Source organism: Anderseniella sp. Alg231-50, assembly GCF_900149695.1.
Classification (GTDB): Bacteria; Pseudomonadota; Alphaproteobacteria; order Rhizobiales; family Aestuariivirgaceae; genus Anderseniella.
The window spans coordinates 1869760-1885996 of the sequence record NZ_LT703003.1; the positions used below are offsets into that span (position 1 = coordinate 1869760).

At 58.1% G+C, this 16237-nt stretch carries 17 protein-coding genes; 8 read left to right on the top strand and 9 right to left on the bottom strand.

Annotation, left to right across the window (positions count from 1 at the left end):
- Positions 1–18 precede the first annotated feature (18 nt).
- From DHN55_RS08770 to DHN55_RS08780, 3 genes are all read left to right on the top strand, one after another.
- Positions 19–1092, top strand: a complete 1074-nt coding sequence (locus DHN55_RS08770) for a BMP family ABC transporter substrate-binding protein (RefSeq protein WP_108880917.1) — start codon at positions 19–21, stop codon at positions 1090–1092.
- 161 nt (positions 1093–1253) lie between these two features.
- Positions 1254–2126, top strand: a complete 873-nt coding sequence (locus tag DHN55_RS08775; RefSeq protein ID WP_108880918.1) for a GNAT family N-acetyltransferase — start codon at positions 1254–1256, stop codon at positions 2124–2126.
- A 252-nt stretch (positions 2127–2378) separates the two neighbouring features.
- Positions 2379–3146 carry a prephenate dehydrogenase/arogenate dehydrogenase family protein gene (locus DHN55_RS08780; RefSeq protein WP_108880919.1) on the top strand — a complete coding sequence of 256 codons (768 nt, stop codon included), beginning with the start codon at positions 2379–2381 and terminating at the stop codon, positions 3144–3146.
- A gap of 95 nt (positions 3147–3241) precedes the next feature.
- On the opposite strand, the gene DHN55_RS08785 is transcribed toward DHN55_RS08780, so the two are convergent.
- Complete coding sequence (locus DHN55_RS08785) at positions 3242–4198, bottom strand: homocysteine S-methyltransferase family protein (RefSeq protein ID WP_337660069.1); 957 nt, start codon at positions 4196–4198, stop codon at positions 3242–3244.
- Position 4199: 1 nt separating this feature from the next.
- Complete coding sequence (locus DHN55_RS08790) at positions 4200–5594, bottom strand: FAD-binding protein (protein WP_108880920.1); 1395 nt, start codon at positions 5592–5594, stop codon at positions 4200–4202.
- Between the two features lie 143 nt (positions 5595–5737).
- On the opposite strand from DHN55_RS08790, the gene DHN55_RS08795 reads away from it, so the two are divergent.
- On the top strand, positions 5738–6766 hold the full coding sequence (locus DHN55_RS08795) for a GlxA family transcriptional regulator (RefSeq protein ID WP_337660070.1): 1029 nt from the start codon (positions 5738–5740) through the stop codon (positions 6764–6766).
- Positions 6767–6788: 22 nt separating this feature from the next.
- Here the strand turns inward: DHN55_RS08795 and DHN55_RS08800 are convergent, their stop codons facing one another.
- A complete protein-coding gene (locus DHN55_RS08800) occupies positions 6789–7733 on the bottom strand; it encodes a LysR substrate-binding domain-containing protein (protein ID WP_108880922.1) in 945 nt (314 codons plus the stop codon).
- 114 nt (positions 7734–7847) lie between these two features.
- On the opposite strand from DHN55_RS08800, the gene DHN55_RS08805 reads away from it, so the two are divergent.
- Both DHN55_RS08805 and guaD read left to right on the top strand, forming a co-directional pair.
- On the top strand, positions 7848–9092 hold the full coding sequence (locus DHN55_RS08805; protein WP_108881794.1) for a urate hydroxylase PuuD: 1245 nt from the start codon (positions 7848–7850) through the stop codon (positions 9090–9092).
- On the top strand, positions 9089–10396 hold the full coding sequence (gene guaD / locus DHN55_RS08810; protein WP_108880923.1) for a guanine deaminase: 1308 nt from the start codon (positions 9089–9091) through the stop codon (positions 10394–10396). The genes DHN55_RS08805 and guaD overlap by 4 nt, the downstream gene beginning before the upstream one ends.
- A gap of 45 nt (positions 10397–10441) precedes the next feature.
- Here guaD and DHN55_RS08815 read toward each other — a convergent pair whose 3' ends face one another.
- The 4 genes from DHN55_RS08815 to DHN55_RS08830 form a co-directional block, all read right to left on the bottom strand.
- Entirely contained in the window at positions 10442–11140 is a 699-nt protein-coding gene (locus DHN55_RS08815; protein WP_108880924.1) for an RraA family protein, read from the bottom strand.
- A gap of 144 nt (positions 11141–11284) precedes the next feature.
- Entirely contained in the window at positions 11285–12523 is a 1239-nt protein-coding gene (locus tag DHN55_RS08820; protein WP_108880925.1) for an FAD-dependent oxidoreductase, read from the bottom strand.
- Positions 12524–12601: 78 nt separating this feature from the next.
- A complete protein-coding gene (locus DHN55_RS08825) occupies positions 12602–12823 on the bottom strand; it encodes a hypothetical protein (protein ID WP_108880926.1) in 222 nt (73 codons plus the stop codon).
- An 85-nt stretch (positions 12824–12908) separates the two neighbouring features.
- Positions 12909–13124, bottom strand: coding sequence for a hypothetical protein (locus DHN55_RS08830; RefSeq protein ID WP_108880927.1), 216 nt, complete (start codon positions 13122–13124; stop codon positions 12909–12911).
- 179 nt (positions 13125–13303) lie between these two features.
- Between DHN55_RS08830 and ykgO the strand changes: the two genes are divergently transcribed.
- Positions 13304–13429: a type B 50S ribosomal protein L36 gene (gene ykgO, locus DHN55_RS08835; RefSeq protein WP_108880928.1), complete on the top strand. Its 126-nt coding sequence runs from the start codon at positions 13304–13306 to the stop codon at positions 13427–13429.
- A 187-nt stretch (positions 13430–13616) separates the two neighbouring features.
- Positions 13617–14252: a hypothetical protein gene (locus DHN55_RS08840; RefSeq protein ID WP_108880929.1), complete on the top strand. Its 636-nt coding sequence runs from the start codon at positions 13617–13619 to the stop codon at positions 14250–14252.
- A gap of 69 nt (positions 14253–14321) precedes the next feature.
- On the opposite strand, the gene pyk is transcribed toward DHN55_RS08840, so the two are convergent.
- On the bottom strand, positions 14322–15749 hold the full coding sequence (pyk, locus tag DHN55_RS08845) for a pyruvate kinase (RefSeq protein ID WP_108880930.1): 1428 nt from the start codon (positions 15747–15749) through the stop codon (positions 14322–14324).
- Positions 15750–15788: 39 nt separating this feature from the next.
- Positions 15789–16232 (bottom strand): DUF1036 domain-containing protein, encoded by a 444-nt coding sequence (locus DHN55_RS08850; RefSeq protein ID WP_108880931.1) that lies wholly within the window; start codon positions 16230–16232, stop codon positions 15789–15791.
- Positions 16233–16237: the final 5 nt, after the last annotated feature.

Sequence of the window (16237 nt, forward strand, 5' to 3'; positions counted from 1 at the left end):
CCCCGGGAGGATAAGACCATGAAGACGATTACCAGACGTACGATACTGAAAACCACCGCCGCTGCTGGCGCATTGCCGATCATCGGTTCATCGGCCTTTGCTGCCGATCCGCTGAAGGTGGCATTTGTCTACCTTGGCCCGATAGGAGACCACGGCTGGACCTATGCCCATGAGCAGGGCCGTCAGGATGTGATCAAGAAATTCGGCGACAAGGTGAAGACCACGATCGTGGAGAACGTGGCCGAAGGACCTGACTCCGAACGGGTCATCCGCCGTCTCGCGGAAGAGGGCAACCAGCTCGTATTCACGACGTCGTTCGGCTACATGAACCCAACCCTGAAAGTCGCCAAGCGCTTCAAGGACGTGAAGTTCGAGCACGCGACCGGCTATCAGCGCTCATCGAACATGTCGACATACAATGCACGGTTCTATGAAGGCCGTGCGGTGTGCGGCACCATTGCCGGGCACATGTCGAAAACCGGCGTGGCCGGCTACATTGCCTCGTTCCCGATCCCGGAAGTGGTCATGGGCATCAATGCCTTCACGCTGGCAGCGCGCAAGGTGAACCCTGATTTCAAGACCAAGGTATTGTGGGTTTCAAGCTGGTACGATCCGGCCAAGGAAGCCGATGCCGCCAAGGCGCTGATCGACCAGGGCTCCGATATCATCGCCCAGCATACGGATTCACCGGCTGCGCTGCAGACCTGCGAACAGCGTGGCCTGATGGCATTCGGACAAGCCTGGGACATGTCGACCTTCGCTCCCAAGGCGCACCTGACCGCCATCGTCAATCGCTGGGGGCGCTATTACGAAGCCCGCATCCAGCAGGCGCTTGACGGCAAGTGGGAGTCAGGCGACACGTGGTGGGGCTTCAAGGAAGGCGTACTGGAAATGTCGCCCTATAACGAGTCCATCCCGGCTGATGTACAGGCGGCGGCCGAAGCCACCCGTAATGGCATTACCGATGGCAGCATCAATCCGTTCACCGGGCCGATCAAGGACAATACCGGCAAGGAAAGGCTGGCGTCAGGCGTGCTGGGTGACGGCGACCTGCACAAGATGGACTGGTATGTGGAAGGCGTGCAGAGCTAGCGCTGCGTCACACCGCAACCTGCAACAATTCAGCAAGCCGGATCAGGTAACTGGTCCGGTTTTCTGCGCCGCGATGGGAGCCATGGTTTTGATACCATTGCCAAGCAAGCCGTGCGGTTTTACCCTCTACCTTCCAAGTTAATGGTCCTTGAGGATGTGAAATGACCAGTGATGTCAACATTCGTCAGATGGCCAGACAAGAGGTGGATGACCTCGTTGACTGGGCAGGCCAGGAAGGCTGGAATCCCGGCCTGCACGATGCCGAATTGTTCTGGACCAATGATCGTGATGCATTCATCGCAGCCGAACTCGACGGCGAGTTGATCGGCGGTGGTGCCATAACCTCCTACGGTGGTGAGTTCGGCTTTATGGGGTTCTTCATTGTCCGGCCTGAATTCCGCAGCCGGGGGTTCGGCAATACGCTCTGGCATGCCCGGCGCAAGCGGTTGCTGGGACGGCTGCGCCCCGGAGCCAGCATCGGCATGGACGGTGTCTTCGACATGCAGGACTACTACGCGAAGGGCGGCTTCAATTTCTCCCACCGCGACATTCGCTATCAGGTGGAATTTGCAGACGGCGTGGAGGAGTGCGCGAGCGGAAGCGATCACATTGTTCCGATTGATGAAGTGCCGTTTGAATTCCTTGCAGCTTATGACCGGACATGCTTTCCCGCTCCACGTCCAGTATTTCTGGGGGACTGGACAAGCCAGCCTGACGCGCTCGCGCTTGGCTGTTTGCGCGAGGGCAAGCTGTGCGGATATGGGGTCATTCGCCGCTGCCTTGCAGGCTGCAAAGTTGGTCCACTGTTTGCTGATGATGAACGGGCGGCGCAAGCGCTCTATTCACACCTCGCCCCCTTTGCCGATGGAACGCCGGTTTTTCTGGATGTGCCGGAGAACAATCCGAAAGCAACCGAGCTGGCCCGGCGCTACGGGATGCAGGAGGTTTTCGGATGCGCTCGCATGTACCTGGGAGCACCTCCGGATATCGCTCACAATCGCATATTCGGTGTCACCACTTTTGAACTGGGCTGATTGGGCAGATTGGTTCCGGCGTGGTCTCTGCCCCCCTGCGAATGTCTCAAGCAGATAGTCGCAAGGTGATTGACCTTTTGCGGGAAAGTGTTTTAGGAAGCGTGTCATGACAAAGCTGTTTCAGATTTCAGACATCTATTATCCGCCGCATCCATAGCTGCGGAAGCTTTGTCGTGATTGTTCCCGCTGCCCAGACAGCGGTCAAAAATCACCAGACGACCTCTTTTCAGGCAGTGAAATAGAGGTGACGTAATGAATTCTGGAAATCCACAATCTAACAAGAAATCGGTCGGTATCATCGGCTTTGGCGCATTCGGCATGCTGATTGCGCGTCATATCGGCAGCCATTTTGATGTATTCGCCTATGACACGTCGCCAGGCCTGGCGGACAGGGCGATTGAACTTGGCGTAACACTCACTTCGCTTGAAGCGGTTGCACGATGTGATGTCATTGTACTGGCCACTCCGGTTTCCAGTTGCGCGGAAATCGCGACGGCCATCGCTCCCTTGTGCCGTCCGGGCGCGCTCGTGATCGATGTCGGCTCCGTCAAGGTTCAGCCTTGCGAGGTGATGGAGAAAATTCTTCCCACGTACGTGCATGTCATCGCGACACATCCGCTCTTCGGACCGGAAAGCGCGCGCAATGGCATCAAGGGGTTGAAAATAGCGATCTGCCCGGTCCGCGGTCATCGTCATCGGCGGCTTGCGTCATTCCTGCGGGGGCAGCTCGGCCTGAAGGTCATTGAAACAACCCCTCATGAACACGACCGCGAAGCCGCTACGGTGCAGGGGCTGACGCATCTGATCGCGAAAGTCCTGCTCGACATGGGTCCGTTACCGACCCGCATGACCACAAGAAGCTTCGACCTGCTGGTGGAAGCGATCTCGCTGGTTCAACATGATGCACCTGAGGTCTTCGAGGCAATCGAGAAGGCGAACCCGTACGCGCCGGACGTTCGCCGACGCTTCTTCAGGCGGGCATCCGAGCTGAACCTGGAACTGGAGAGAAATGGAGGTTGACGGGGCCTGCAGCGGCACCGGTTGGCCACTAACCATTGACTTATCTTTGGGCCAGCTCTTACCCGCCTGCCGTGTTGTTAAGCTGGTTGACTGTTTCATTTTCCCGACCGGGACTGCTTCAGTGCTCTGGCGATCTCACGCAGGTGGCTGTGTCCGGTACCGCAACAACCGCCAAAGATGTCCATGTGCGGGTAACGACTGGCAAGGTCGAGTACCTGCGATCCAAGTTCAACGGGGTCGCCGTCTTCAATGTGCCCCAGCTTGCACAGTGCGATCTTTTCCATCCTGGATGCATTTGGACGTACTCCGCGCAAGCGCCGGATCCAGTCGCCATCTTCAAGTGCGGGCTCATACTCAATTGGGTGGGAACAGTTCAGGAGATAGAAGTCGGGAGCGTGATCTGCGGTCAGGGCATCGATCTCGGTGATCGCGTCCGGCAGGCTCGGCCCGGATTTCAGTCTGAAAGTACTGTCAAGTGTCAGAGACACAGATAACGGAACACCGATTCTGGCGGCGGCACGTGCTGCCCCGACTGATTCAGCGACGTTGTTGAACGTCATGGCACAGGCAAAGTCCACGTTGGCAGACTTGAGGGTTTCCAGTTGAACGGCATGGTAGTCTTCCGCGCTATCGGCTGTAATCTCGCGATTGAGATTGTAGGCGTCTCCGCGCGGACCGAGGATGCCTCCAATCAGGAGGTTCGGAACCTGATCTTCGTAACCTTTCGCAATGTCGCGAAGAAATTCGATCGATGCCAGATTCGCCTCCGCCAGTGCAGATGCCGAGTAGCCCAGCTTTTTGCCCCAGTCGGGACTGGCACGGTAATCAAGCCCGGTCAGCAGGAAAGACAAGCCGTATTCTGCCGCTACATCCAATTGCTGTGAAAATATCCCGCGCATCGCTGAAACGGCCCGCGCATCCTCCAGCAACGGGAACATGGCAAACTCCGGCAGCTCAAACCCGTGCCTGTACATGATCTCGGTTTCAGACCCGCCCTCGGTCAGGAAAATCTCACCTGATCCCATGGGTGAAATTGGAGATTGCATGATCATGTCAGACCTCCGGGGGAATGTTCTGATTGAACCGGAAACGGTTCAGCGGGTCGTACTTGGCCTTGATTTTCACAAGGCGCTGGTAATTGTCGCCGAATGCGGCGCGTGTCAGTTTGTTGCCGTCCTCCCCGTGGCCGGGGAAGTTCAGATAGGTTCGCCCGTGATGGCCATAAGGCTCAGCGCTCTCCCATCCTTCCCGCGACCACGCCATGTTGGCCGCATCGTCCTTGGCATCTGGCCAGACACCGTCCAGCGAATACATCCAGCCCATGGAACGATCTCCAAAAGCGGTCGCATCGGAAGCCACTTGCGCGGTGGCGCCGCCAAAGTTCCACAGGGATGAAATTGAATTGTCCGATGGTGCTGCAAGTGCGTTCTTCATCGCCAGGTCAATCATGTCATCCGACAAGTCCGTCAGATAGCGCGCCTTCCAGTAACAGCGGTACTCGCCGGCGGGCATCAGGGTGTCAAAGAGCTGCTGAACATCGCAATAGTTCATCCTGCCCGAAAAATCGGTCACCATTCCGCCAAGCTCGCGAAGCGGTTGCAGCAGGGCTTCTCCCTCGGCGGCATCGCCGTTATAGACAGATGCCAGTGCATAGACGCGCTTGCCCCAGCTTTCTTCCGGAAAATCCTCGCCGCCGGCGGTGGAAAATTCACAGATCGATCCGACAAGACCACTGTGCCGCGATATGAACTCACGCCAGGCGCGGATTGGTTCGGGACCATCTTCGACGGCGTAAATCGGTGCGGCAAACATGACTTCCGGTCCAACAGGGTGCAAGGCGAACTCGAACCGGACGACGACGCCGAAATTTCCGCCACCCCCTTTGAGCGCCCAGAGCAGATCCGGGTTCTCACTGGCGCTTGTGTGGATCAACTTGCCGTCTGCGGTTATCACGTCGGCGGCAACCAGGTTGTCAATCGACAATCCATGCTTTGCCCGCAGCCAGCCTATACCTCCCGACAGTGTCAGTCCGGCAACGCCCGTATCCGAGATGAGCCCGCCAGGGGTCGCCAGTCCGTGTGCCTGGCTGGCGGCATCCAGGTCCCGCCAAAGGGCGCCGCCCTGCACCGATGCAATCCGGCGCTCTGCATCAACGGTTACTTTGCGCATCAGGCTGAGGTCTATCATCAAGCCTTCATCACAAACCGCATGGCCTGCAACATTGTGGCCACCGGCGCGAACGGAGATTGGCAAATCATTCGCCCGGGCGTGATTGACAGCAGCGGCTACGTCGTCCGCGTTGCGGCAGCGGACGATCATTGCCGGTTGCCTGTCGATCATTGCATTCCACACGGAACGTGCCTGATCAAATCCTGCCCGACCGGGCACAAGGACCTCGGCGTCAATTCCATCCGGCGACGCATCTGTGTTTGATTTCAAGGTATCCATTCTAAAACTCCTGTCTCAGTTAGCTCGCAGGCTGCACGAACTGGATGGTCTGCATCAGTGGCAATTTGGCCAATGGCGCGGCATACTGGACAAACGGATATGGCAAACCTGCCAATTCCGTGCTGTTTCAGACAGGAAAATTCATGACTTCCAACAAAAAGCCGCTCATCGCATTGCTGGCCGCGCCTGAAACGTCCGCTTCGGTGCTCTACGGACTTTACGATCTCCTGCTGTCGGCAGGGGCGGTGTACCCGGATATGGTCTGTGGTGAGCCGGGCGACGAGGTGCTGGAAGTTCGCATTGTGTCTGCCGATGGCAAACCATTCCACTGCATAGGCAACATCCCGGTCGAACCGCATATGGCAATCGGTGAGATCGAGCAGCCGGACGCCATTGTCGTATGTGACATGTATACATCGATTTATGATGTACCCAAGGGCCGCTATCCGAGGGAGATCGGGTGGCTCAAGCGGATGCATGAAGCCGGCACATTGCTGACATCTGTTTGTTCCGGTTCGTTGTTGCTGGCCGAATCCGGATTGCTGAATGGCCAGCAGGCGACTGCGCACTGGGCTTACCGGGACATGTTTCAACGCCACTTCCCGAAAATCACCTTTCGCAACGAGTCCGTGCTCTGCCTTGCTGCAGAGGCCGACCGGATCGTGACGGCCGGAGGTGTCAGCGCCTGGCATGATCTCACCATCTACCTGATTGCCCGGTATTGCGGCTATCAGACCGCCATTGAGACGGCCAAGGTGTTTTTGATTAGCGGGCACTCAGAAGGCCAGTCACCCTATTCGGTAATGACACGTCCCATGGAATCCAGTGACGGGCCAATTTCCGACTGCCAGGTCTGGATCGCCGACAACTATGCATCCGCCAGCCCTGTGGAGAAGATGGTGGAACGGTCGGGGCTGAATGCACGGACTTTTTCACGGCGGTTTCGGGCGGCTACAGGCTTTGCGCCGATCGAGTATGTCCAGGCCCTCAGGGTCGAGGAGGCCAAGCAGATGCTGGAAACAGACCAGCTTTCAAATGACGACGTGGGCGCTGCGATTGGCTACGACGATCCTGCTTCCTTCAGGCGTGTTTTCAAGCGCGGCACCGGTTTATCTCCAGCGGCCTACAGGAAGAAGTTTCAGCGTATTTCCCAAATCGCTGGCTCACAATGATCGAGCGAAAGCTATGGCAGGTTCATCGGTTTTGTATTTCACCTGCAGGGTCTGATCCCAGCAGTTCGCGAATCCGGTCCTGGCAGCGTTGGGCCGAAAATTCGATGAACAGCCTTACCTTGGGATCCTGAAACCGCTTGTGCGGATACAGGCAGGCAAGTTGTGCATCGACAGGCGGGGTGTCTGTCAGCAGCGGCACCAGCCGGCCCGCGCGCAGATGACCGGCAATCTCGAACTCCGGCCGGTTGATGATGCCGTGGCCCTGCAGCGCCCACTCGATCAGCACATCTCCGTCGTCGGAATCAAACTGTCCCGTTACTTCTAAGCGTGCCGGACCGTCCGGCATCCGCAACGTCCAGTAGAATTCCTTCGAGCCGGGAAACCGGAGCAGCAGGCAATTGTGATCGCCGCTGAGCAGGTCCTCGGCCTGCGATGGAGCGCCGCGGTTTTCGATATAATCCGGTGCTGCGCATATCACACGTTTGCACTCCATCAGGCCGCGCATGCGCAGGTTGGAATCCTCGATGATACCGAGCCTGAACGCCACATCCATGGCCTCGGTGGTTATGTCGACAAGACGGTCTGACAGCCGCAGGCGCACCTGCACGTCCGGGTATGTGTTCTGGAATTCCGGGATCAATGGCGCAATCAGGCGCTTGCCGATACCCAGTGGGGCGGTGACATGAATGACGCCTTTCGGATTGCCGGAAATGTCGGCAACGGCAGCCTCCGCTTCCCTGACGGCCTCCAGCACCTTCACCGTTCCATCATAGAACACGCGGCCGTGCTCGGTCGGCGTCAGTTTGCGCGTCGTGCGGTTGAACAGCCGTACGCCAAGATACTTCTCCAGTTCGCGAATGCGGTTGCTGGCAACGGCAGGCGACACCCGCTGGTCACGGCCGGCGGCCGACAGGCTGCCCAGCTCGAAGACGCGGACGAAGACCTTGATGTTCTCCAGGTACGACATCCGGGGAGGCTACTATTATCAATGAAATATTGAAAGTGTTTGGTGATAGCCTCTGTTTTCATTGGAAATGTTGTCTGTCATGATGGTGATAATAAACCGGGTGGAGGTCCGTTCATGTTCGAATATCCGATAGTGTGGGAATGGCTGTCGTTTGCGGTTCGCTGGCTGCACGTGATCACGGCCATCGCGTGGATCGGGTCCTCGTTCTATTTCATTGCGCTGGACTTGGGACTGCGCAAGGCACCTGGTATGCCGGCCGGGGCGCATGGCGAAGAATGGCAGGTGCACGGCGGCGGTTTCTATCACATCCAGAAATACCTGGTGGCGCCGGAACGGTTGCCGGAACACCTGACCTGGTTCAAGTGGGAAAGCTATGCCACCTGGCTGTCGGGCTTCGCGCTGATGTGCATTGTCTACTATGTCGGTGCAGACCTGTACCTGATCGACCAGGACGTGCTCGAACTGAGCAGTGTCCAGGCAATCGGCATTTCACTGGCGTCAATCGTGTTCGGCTGGCTGGCCTATGACGGGCTGTGCAGGTCGCCGCTGGGGCGCAGCAGCACTGGTTTGATGATCGTGCTGTTTGCTATTCTTGTGGTGATGTCGTGGGGCTATACGCAGGTTTTCTCGGGCCGTGCCGCCATGCTGCATCTGGGTGCCTTCACCGCCACCATCATGACCGCCAATGTGTTTGCGATCATTATCCCAAACCAGAAGAAGGTGGTTGAGGTGCTGAAAGCCGGCGGCACGCCGGACCCGAAATACGGCGTTATCGCCAAGCAGCGTTCAACGCACAACAATTACCTGACACTGCCGGTCATCTTTCTGATGCTGTCCAATCATTACCCGCTTGCATTCGCCACGCCGTACAACTGGCTGATCGCGGCGCTGGTGTTCCTGATGGGCGTCACCATTCGCCACTTTTTCAATACCATGCACCAGGGCGGCGGCAAGTTGTGGTGGACATGGGGAGCAACTGCTGCCCTGTTTGCCGGCGCTGTGTGGCTGTCGTCGTTTCCCGCCGGCGAAGTTGCGGAAGAACAGCAGGCCGCAATGACCCAGACCCAACAGCGCTTCGCCGCCGCAGCGGGCTTCGAGCAGGTCAGCGAAACCGTGCTGGGCCGGTGTTCCATGTGTCATGCCCGCGAACCGGCATGGGACGGAATTATTCACGCACCAAAGGGTGTGGTTCTGGAAACGCCGGAACAGATTGCGGCCAATGCCCGTGAGATCTACCTGCAGGCGGGCCATACCAACGCAATGCCGCCCGGCAATGTGTCGTTCATGGAAGACACCGAGCGCAGGGCGATAATCGACTGGTACAAGGATGCCATGGCCGGCAAGGAACAGAAATCGTGAGTGCCACCTTATTGCGCGGACGCACCCTGTCGTTTCGCGACATACCGCAGTCACACGATGATGAAGCCAGCTATGTTTACGAAGAAGACGGCGCAGTTGTTGTCAGGGACGGTCTGATTGCGGCAAGCGGCAGCTATGAGCAGGTGAGGGCTCGGTTTGCCGATGCCGATGTCGTCGATCACCGGCCGCATCTGATCCTGCCGGGTTTCATCGACACGCACCTGCATTTTCCGCAAGCCCAGGTCATCGGGTCGTTCGGCACCAAGCTGCTCGACTGGCTGAATACGTACACGTTTGTCGAGGAGCAGAAATTTGCCGACCCTACGCATTGCGAGCGCATGGCCACGCATTTCTTCGACAATCTGCTGCGCAACGGGACAACCACCGCGGTTGCCTATTGTTCCGTTCACAAAGCCTCGGCGGATGCGTTTTTCACTGAAGCTGAACGCCGCAACCTGCGCATGGTCGGCGGCAAGGTGATGATGGACCGCAATGCGCCCGATGCGCTGTGCGACACACCGCAGTCGGCCTATGATGACAGCAAGGACCTGATTGCCGCCTGGCATGGCAGGGGCAGGGCGCTTTATGCCATCTCGCCGCGCTTTGCCATCACCTCCACCCCGACACAGCTGGAAATGGCCCAGGCGCTGGCCGCCGAGCATCCGGAATGTTACCTGCAGACCCACCTGTCGGAAAACCAGGCCGAGATCGAGCTGACGCTGGAATTGTACCAGTCGGCACGGGATTATCTCGATGTGTACGAGATGTATGGTCTTTTGGGCGAAAAGAGCCTGTTCGGCCACTGCCTTCACCTGGGTGGACGCGAACGCGCCGCCATGGCCGAGACCGGGTCCGTGGCGGTTTTCTGCCCCACCTCAAACCTGTTTCTCGGCAGCGGATTGTTTGATGAGGACGGTTTGCGCGAGCACGGGGTGCGCACGGCGATTGCAACCGATATCGGCGGCGGGACCAGCTATTCCATGCTGAAAACCCTGGACGAGGCATACAAGGTGCTGCAGCTGAAAAACCAGGTGCTCAATCCGCTGAAATCGTTCTTCATGATGACGCTCGGCAATGCCCGCGCGCTGCAACTTGACCATCAGATCGGCACGCTTGAAGAGGGCAGCGAAGCCGACCTCGTCGTCCTGAATTCACAGGCCACCGCCGCCATGTCCCTGCGCATGGAGACCGTGCGCACGCTTTCTGAAGAACTGTTCGTCTTGCAGACCATGGCCGATGACCGGGCCATTGCGGACGTTTATGCGGCAGGCAAGGCCAGGCATCCTGACATCTCCGACCGCTAACCAATCAGAGCGACCGGAACGTCGCTCTCTCGCAGATTTCATGCTTTAGGTGTGGAATCTGGTTCTATCGCTATCCAGCAGTTCAGCCACGCTGTCTGGAATTTTCAGACCATTCGCCACCTTCGCATCAAGCTCTTCCTCCGCCTCTCTGACGCGTTCAAGATTGGCCAGTGTTTCGTCTATTCTTTCGAAGGGGACAACAACAACGCCATCGCGGTCCGCGATGATCATATCGCCTGTCTCTACCTCCTGGTCTCCTATCTGTATGGGAAAACCCACTGAACCGGGCCCGCTCGCATAGGGAGAAGCAGGGGTCAGGCCCGAGCACCAGACCGGCATGCCCACTTCAACAATGCCGGCATAGTCGCGTACGGGACCATCCGTAACGAATCCCACCGCGCCGCAGTTCTTCATCATTCCGGTCACACGGTCGCCCGCCGCGGCGCAACCCTGATGTGCGGCAAACGCGGATACGACCACATCGCCGTCCTGTATGAACTTCAAAGCAGCAAGCGTTGCCAGGATGTCTGCCGGACCGCAATTGGCAGTCAGCGCCGGCCCCGCAACCGAACGGTTAAGGTCGCGCCCTTCGCCGAGCGGCTGGATTGCCCTGTTAAGCGCGCCTGATCCAAAAAGCGCATCGACGACGAACCCGGTGGGCACACCCTGGAATGCTTCGACCTGGCTACTGCTCGGACGTTTCATGCTGCCGTTGATCGACAAAATCGGTGGCTCTTCAATCATGGCTCATCCTGTTTGTTGTGGTGCAAATCAAACGATGGCAGGTGCCTTGAACCAAGGCAACGGCTTTGACGTTGTCCAGCGATCAGTTCCCGCATACGGACGTGCCTGAATTTGTCCGCATCATTAATTTCCGGGATGAAACACCTAGGCTTTCAGCAGGTCCTTCAGATCAAGATTGATGTCGGAAACCGCATGGGCAGGCGGTGACTTGCCGGCTTCGATCAGCCGTTTTGCCACCATGTAGGCGCGTGGATCGTTCATGGCGTCGACGGCCAGCAGGTCATCTCCGGCGAAATACCAGTGCGAGCATGAGGCTTCTTTGCCCTGACGCACTATGATTGAGTCAAAGCCCGTCGACAGTCCGGCGATCTGCAGCTTGGTGTCGTACTGGTCGGACCAGAACCAGGGTTTTGCCCTATAAGGCTCGTCGCTTCCCATCACAGTGGAGGCGGCCAGCTGGCCCTGGTCAATGGCGTTGCCGACGCTTTCCAGGCGAAGTTGTACGCCATTGCGCGGAAAGCAGGCGCAGTCGCCGATGGCCAGAATGTCGGGATCCGACGTGGTGCAGGTGGCGTCGACCGTGATGCCGTTCTCACAGTCAAGGCCGGCTGCTGCTGCCAGGTCGGCATTTGGCAGGATGCCGATCCCGGCAATGACGAAGTCGATGTCCAGCAATGTCCCGTCCGACAGGGTGGCAGATGATACGGAGCCGTTTTTTCCGTGCAGGGCCTCAAGTCCGACGTTCTCGCGGATATCGACACCGTGCGCGCGATGCAGGTCCCTGAAATAGTCCGATGTCTGGCTGCAGGCGACGCGTTGCAGAATGCGCTCAGCGGCCTCGATCAGGACCGTTTTCACACCGCGCCTGGCTGCCACGGCTGCCGCTTCCAGCCCGATATAGCCGCCGCCGACAACCAGTCCGCAGCGGCCGGACCTGAATTCAGGCGCAATGGCGTCAGCATCGGCAATCGAGCGCATGTAGTAAATGCCGTCAAGGCCGCCGGACAGGCCGGGCGGCAGTGTGCGCGGCGTTGAGCCTGTGGCCAGGATGAGTTTGTCGTAGCTGAGGCGGGTGCCATTACCGAATGTGACAGTCTTGTTGTCCGGTTCGATCCCGGTTGCCCGCATATCCGTTTTCAGCTCAATGCGCTGATCGGGGTAAAACTCAGATGGCCGCAACAACAGGCGGTCAAGCGATATGTCGCCGAGCAGGTAGGCCTTGGACAGGGGAGGACGCTGATAGGGTGCATGATGTTCATCACCGATCAGGGTGATGTCGCCGAGATAGCCAAGTTCGCGCAATCGTGCGCAGAACGAAAAACCGGATTGTCCGGCGCCGATAACGACTGTCTTTTCATCGGATGTGGATGCCGCGTCGCGCATGTCTTTTCTTTGACCCTAACAAACCGCAGGCGTCAATTGACACTGTTTTTCAGTGTGCCGCAATATCCAAAATGGGTGTCAGGGGAGCAGGCGTTCCATGGCGGACAGGACACCGAGAACTTCGCAGGTTGAAGGACCCAGGCCGATCTCCTGGCCGCTGTGCGGGCCGGGGCGGCGGTAGTTTTCAGGTACGCCGACAACGTTTGCGTCGGCTGAGCGGGCAGGCGAGCTTGTGATTGTGTGTGGGCGGTACATGGCGGTGGTCTTTCTCTGGTCCTTTGTGGGTTTGTTTATGCTCATGAATGTAGCGCAGCCAACCTGAACCGGATGTGAACTATGTCACAAGCTGGCGTTCATGTTCGGACGCGGTGACAACCATTTTGATCTAGCGGGGATTGACGTCATACAACGTCAGCAGATGGACTACGGCCAGAACGGCCAGGAAAGCACCGGCCAGCAGAAATGGCGTGGTCGGCCAGATGGAGACGTCCATCGACTTGCTTGGTTTGCTTTCACGCCAGCACATCAACACAACAAGCAGCACGCCGAAGCCGAATACGCTCCAGGTTATGGCGATCTCACTTGGAATTAACGATGACATGTGAACCGAGTGCCTGACTGTTAAGTGGTCGTTGTCGAAAGTGTGATATAAGGCGAACGAACTGAATTTGCAGTAGTTGACACTTGGCATTCGCGCAACTATGTTCCGCCCAATTATTTCGCAGGCCGCGCCGGGTTTGAAAACTGCTCGCGCGGCTTTGATTATGAGAGACCGGTCAGATGAAAATCCGCAATTCCTTGAAATCACTTGCCAAGCGCCACCGCGCTAACCGCGTTGTTCGCCGCCGTGGCCGTTTGTATGTCATCAACAAAGTCAACCCGCGCTTCAAGGCGCGCCAGGGCTGATTGGCTGAATTTTGCCCGTAACGGGCAATTGACATCACCTGAATTTGAAGACGCCGCAGATGCTTCTGCGGCGTTTTTGTTTGGCTGGAGAGGCTAAATATATCGTATTTTCAACTGGTTGAAGCTGGAGGCGGTCCAAATCCACATGCACTTTTGCTTGCCTCGTTCAGGTGCTAGACTTTTCGTCATGATAAAAGGTCCAGCGAAGTCATTGATATGTGCCGCCGTCATTGCCGGGCCGGCAGTTTTGGCGCCCGTATTTGCCCAGCAGGCCGGAGAAGCACACCAGATGCCGGGGCAGGGCCTTGGTCCGGGATTGCATAATCCGGATGCCAACGCTGATTCCGCCGAAGTGCTTGATCGTTTGTTTGGCCAGTTGCGGCAGGTAGACGATGAGAAGTCGGCACAGTTGCTGGAAAACGCCATCCAGGCATTGTGGCTGCGTTCCGGCAGTCCGACAGCCGACCTGCTGATGAAGCAGGCAGGCGATGCCATGAGCGAACGGCAATATGGCGCGGCACTGGTTATCCTGGACACAGTGGTAGAGCAGAACCCGGATTTCGCCGAAGGCTGGAACCGGCGCGCAACACTGCACTTCCTGCGCGGTGACTTCACAAGCTCCTTGAGTGACATTGACCAGGTGCTGTCGCTGGAACCACGCCATTATGGCGCCCTGTCGGGCCAGGGAGCGATTTTCAAGCAGCGCGGTGACGGTCGCAAGGCCCTGCGCGCCTTGCGCCGCGCCCGCACGGTGAACCCGCGCCTGAAGAACGTGGACGAACGCATTCGCGAACTCGAGCAGGAATTCGACCAGAAGATTTAGCAGTTGGTTTCGGATTGTCGCCCGCGTGCCCTGATCCTGGAGCACTGCCTTGCGTGGCAGGATGGCGGATTACTGTGCCGGCGCGGTGACCCTGGCCACACGCAGCATGTTGGTCTTGCCCGGCGTGCGCAGGGGGACACCTGCGGTGATGACGATGTGATCGCCGACCTTGGCGATTTTCTCATCGCGTGAAATCTTGACGGCGCGCTGTACCATGTCGTCCAGGTCATGGGCATCTTCGGTGTGCATGCAGTGCAGGCCCCACACGACGGCCAGCCGGCGGCCGGTGGTAATGTTGGGTGTCAGCGCAATGACCGGCATGTCAGGGCGTTCACGCGCCACCCGCAGGCCGGTCGAGCCTGACCCGGTGTAACACACGATAGCTGACACATTGAGTGTTTCAGCCACCGTGCGTGCCGCATTGGAAATGGCGTCGGCACTGGTCGGCTGGGGTTCGGTGCGGGCATTCTTGATGATGTTGGCGTAAAGCGGGTCGCGCTCGATGGATTGCGCAATCTTGTCCATCGTGGCGACAGCTTCCTCGGGCCACTGGCCAGCGGCTGATTCAGCCGACAGCATGATCGCGTCGGCGCCTTCGAACAGGGCGGTTGCGACGTCCGATACTTCAGCACGGGTCGGCACAGGCTCCTGGATCATGCTTTCCAGCATCTGGGTGGCCACCACGACCGGCTTGCCGGCGCGGCGGCATGCCCGCACCATGCGCTTCTGCCAGCCCGGCACGGATTCCAGCGGCAGTTCAACACCAAGGTCGCCGCGTGCCACCATGACGGCATCGGTCTGTTCGATAATGTCGTCCAGGTAATTGAGTGCCGACGGTTTCTCGACCTTGACCATGATGCCGGCCCTGTCGCCGATAATGGCGCGAGCCTCGGCGACGTCAGACGGCTGTTGCACGAACGACAGCGCGACCCAGTCGATGTCCAGCGTCAGGGCATAATCGAGGTCAGCGAGGTCTTTCTCCGTCAACGGTGTGAGCGGGATGATCGTGTCGGGCAGGTTGACCCCTTTGCGCGCCGACAGGATGCCGCCGAAAATTACCCGCGTCTCGATTTTCTTATCACTGGCAGACGTGACTTCGAGCCGGATACGTCCGTCATTGAGGAGCAGGTTCTCACCGGGCTTGACTGCCTGGAAGATTTCCGGATGGGGCAGGTGAACACGGGTTTCATCGCCCGGCGTCTCGTCCATGTCGAGAATGAACGTATCGCCCGCATTGATGGAGACCTCATCGGTGGCAAAGGTGTCGATGCGCAGCTTTGGGCCTTGCAGGTCCACAAGCACGGCAATGGGGCGCGAGTGTTTCTTCTCGACCCGGCGGATGATGTCGTAGCGGGCCTTGAGATTGGGATGATCGGAATGGCTCATATTGATGCGGAACACATCCACACCTGCGAGAAACAGCTTCTCGATCATGTCTTCGGTTTCGGACGCGGGCCCCAGGGTTGCGATAATCTTCGCCTGTCTTTGCCGCCTCACGTCCCTACCACCTTGTTATTCTTGTTACCCGACCGGGTCCTATTGGGTTGCAGCAGGAGCCGGTTGGGTTTTTGCGCCTTCAAGCCTGATGGTCCAATCGGTGTTCTCACCGGTGTCCACTTCAAAGAAACCGGTTTGCTTGTAACCGCGTTCCTGACAGCTTTTTAAACCACGGATTGTGAAGAGTTTATCACGGCTGCACATTTGCGCGTTTCCGCCCCAGGACCCGCCATTGTCATAGTCAACCGCGTAGATGTAGTACCAGCGCGCGATCAGCGGGCCCTTCAGCAGCGTTTCACAGGCATTGGCGGCAATGTTCCACCAGCCTTCGGAGGCCCAACCCTGCTGGTCCTTGTAGCCCAGGGCTACGCCAACGCGGCTGGGTGTCAAATTGCAAAGTTTGAGGTCTGCGTGTGCAGGTGCCGGCTGTACAAAAAATGCCGGAGCAGCAACAGCCAAGGCAAGAAGAAGTGAGCGCTTCATATGCA

What these genes read in the sequence shown, in the direction of transcription:
- DHN55_RS08780 (WP_108880919.1), top strand. Translation starts at nt 2,379, where the DNA reads ATGAATTCTGGAAATCCACAATCTAACAAGAAATCGGTCGGTATCATC.
- DHN55_RS08840 (WP_108880929.1), top strand. Translation starts at nt 13,617, where the DNA reads ATGATAAAAGGTCCAGCGAAGTCATTGATATGTGCCGCCGTCATTGCC.
- DHN55_RS08850 (WP_108880931.1), bottom strand. Translation starts at nt 16,232, where the DNA reads ATGAAGCGCTCACTTCTTCTTGCCTTGGCTGTTGCTGCTCCGGCATTT.
- DHN55_RS08790 (WP_108880920.1), bottom strand. Translation starts at nt 5,594, where the DNA reads ATGGATACCTTGAAATCAAACACAGATGCGTCGCCGGATGGAATTGAC.
- DHN55_RS08785 (WP_337660069.1), bottom strand. Translation starts at nt 4,198, where the DNA reads ATGATCATGCAATCTCCAATTTCACCCATGGGATCAGGTGAGATTTTC.
- DHN55_RS08805 (WP_108881794.1), top strand. Translation starts at nt 7,848, where the DNA reads ATGTTCGAATATCCGATAGTGTGGGAATGGCTGTCGTTTGCGGTTCGC.
- DHN55_RS08815 (WP_108880924.1), bottom strand. Translation starts at nt 11,140, where the DNA reads ATGATTGAAGAGCCACCGATTTTGTCGATCAACGGCAGCATGAAACGT.
- DHN55_RS08800 (WP_108880922.1), bottom strand. Translation starts at nt 7,733, where the DNA reads ATGTCGTACCTGGAGAACATCAAGGTCTTCGTCCGCGTCTTCGAGCTG.
- DHN55_RS08830 (WP_108880927.1), bottom strand. Translation starts at nt 13,124, where the DNA reads ATGTCATCGTTAATTCCAAGTGAGATCGCCATAACCTGGAGCGTATTC.
- DHN55_RS08770 (WP_108880917.1), top strand. Translation starts at nt 19, where the DNA reads ATGAAGACGATTACCAGACGTACGATACTGAAAACCACCGCCGCTGCT.
- DHN55_RS08795 (WP_337660070.1), top strand. Translation starts at nt 5,738, where the DNA reads ATGACTTCCAACAAAAAGCCGCTCATCGCATTGCTGGCCGCGCCTGAA.
- DHN55_RS08820 (WP_108880925.1), bottom strand. Translation starts at nt 12,523, where the DNA reads ATGCGCGACGCGGCATCCACATCCGATGAAAAGACAGTCGTTATCGGC.
- ykgO (WP_108880928.1), top strand. Translation starts at nt 13,304, where the DNA reads ATGAAAATCCGCAATTCCTTGAAATCACTTGCCAAGCGCCACCGCGCT.
- DHN55_RS08775 (WP_108880918.1), top strand. Translation starts at nt 1,254, where the DNA reads ATGACCAGTGATGTCAACATTCGTCAGATGGCCAGACAAGAGGTGGAT.
- DHN55_RS08825 (WP_108880926.1), bottom strand. Translation starts at nt 12,823, where the DNA reads ATGAGCATAAACAAACCCACAAAGGACCAGAGAAAGACCACCGCCATG.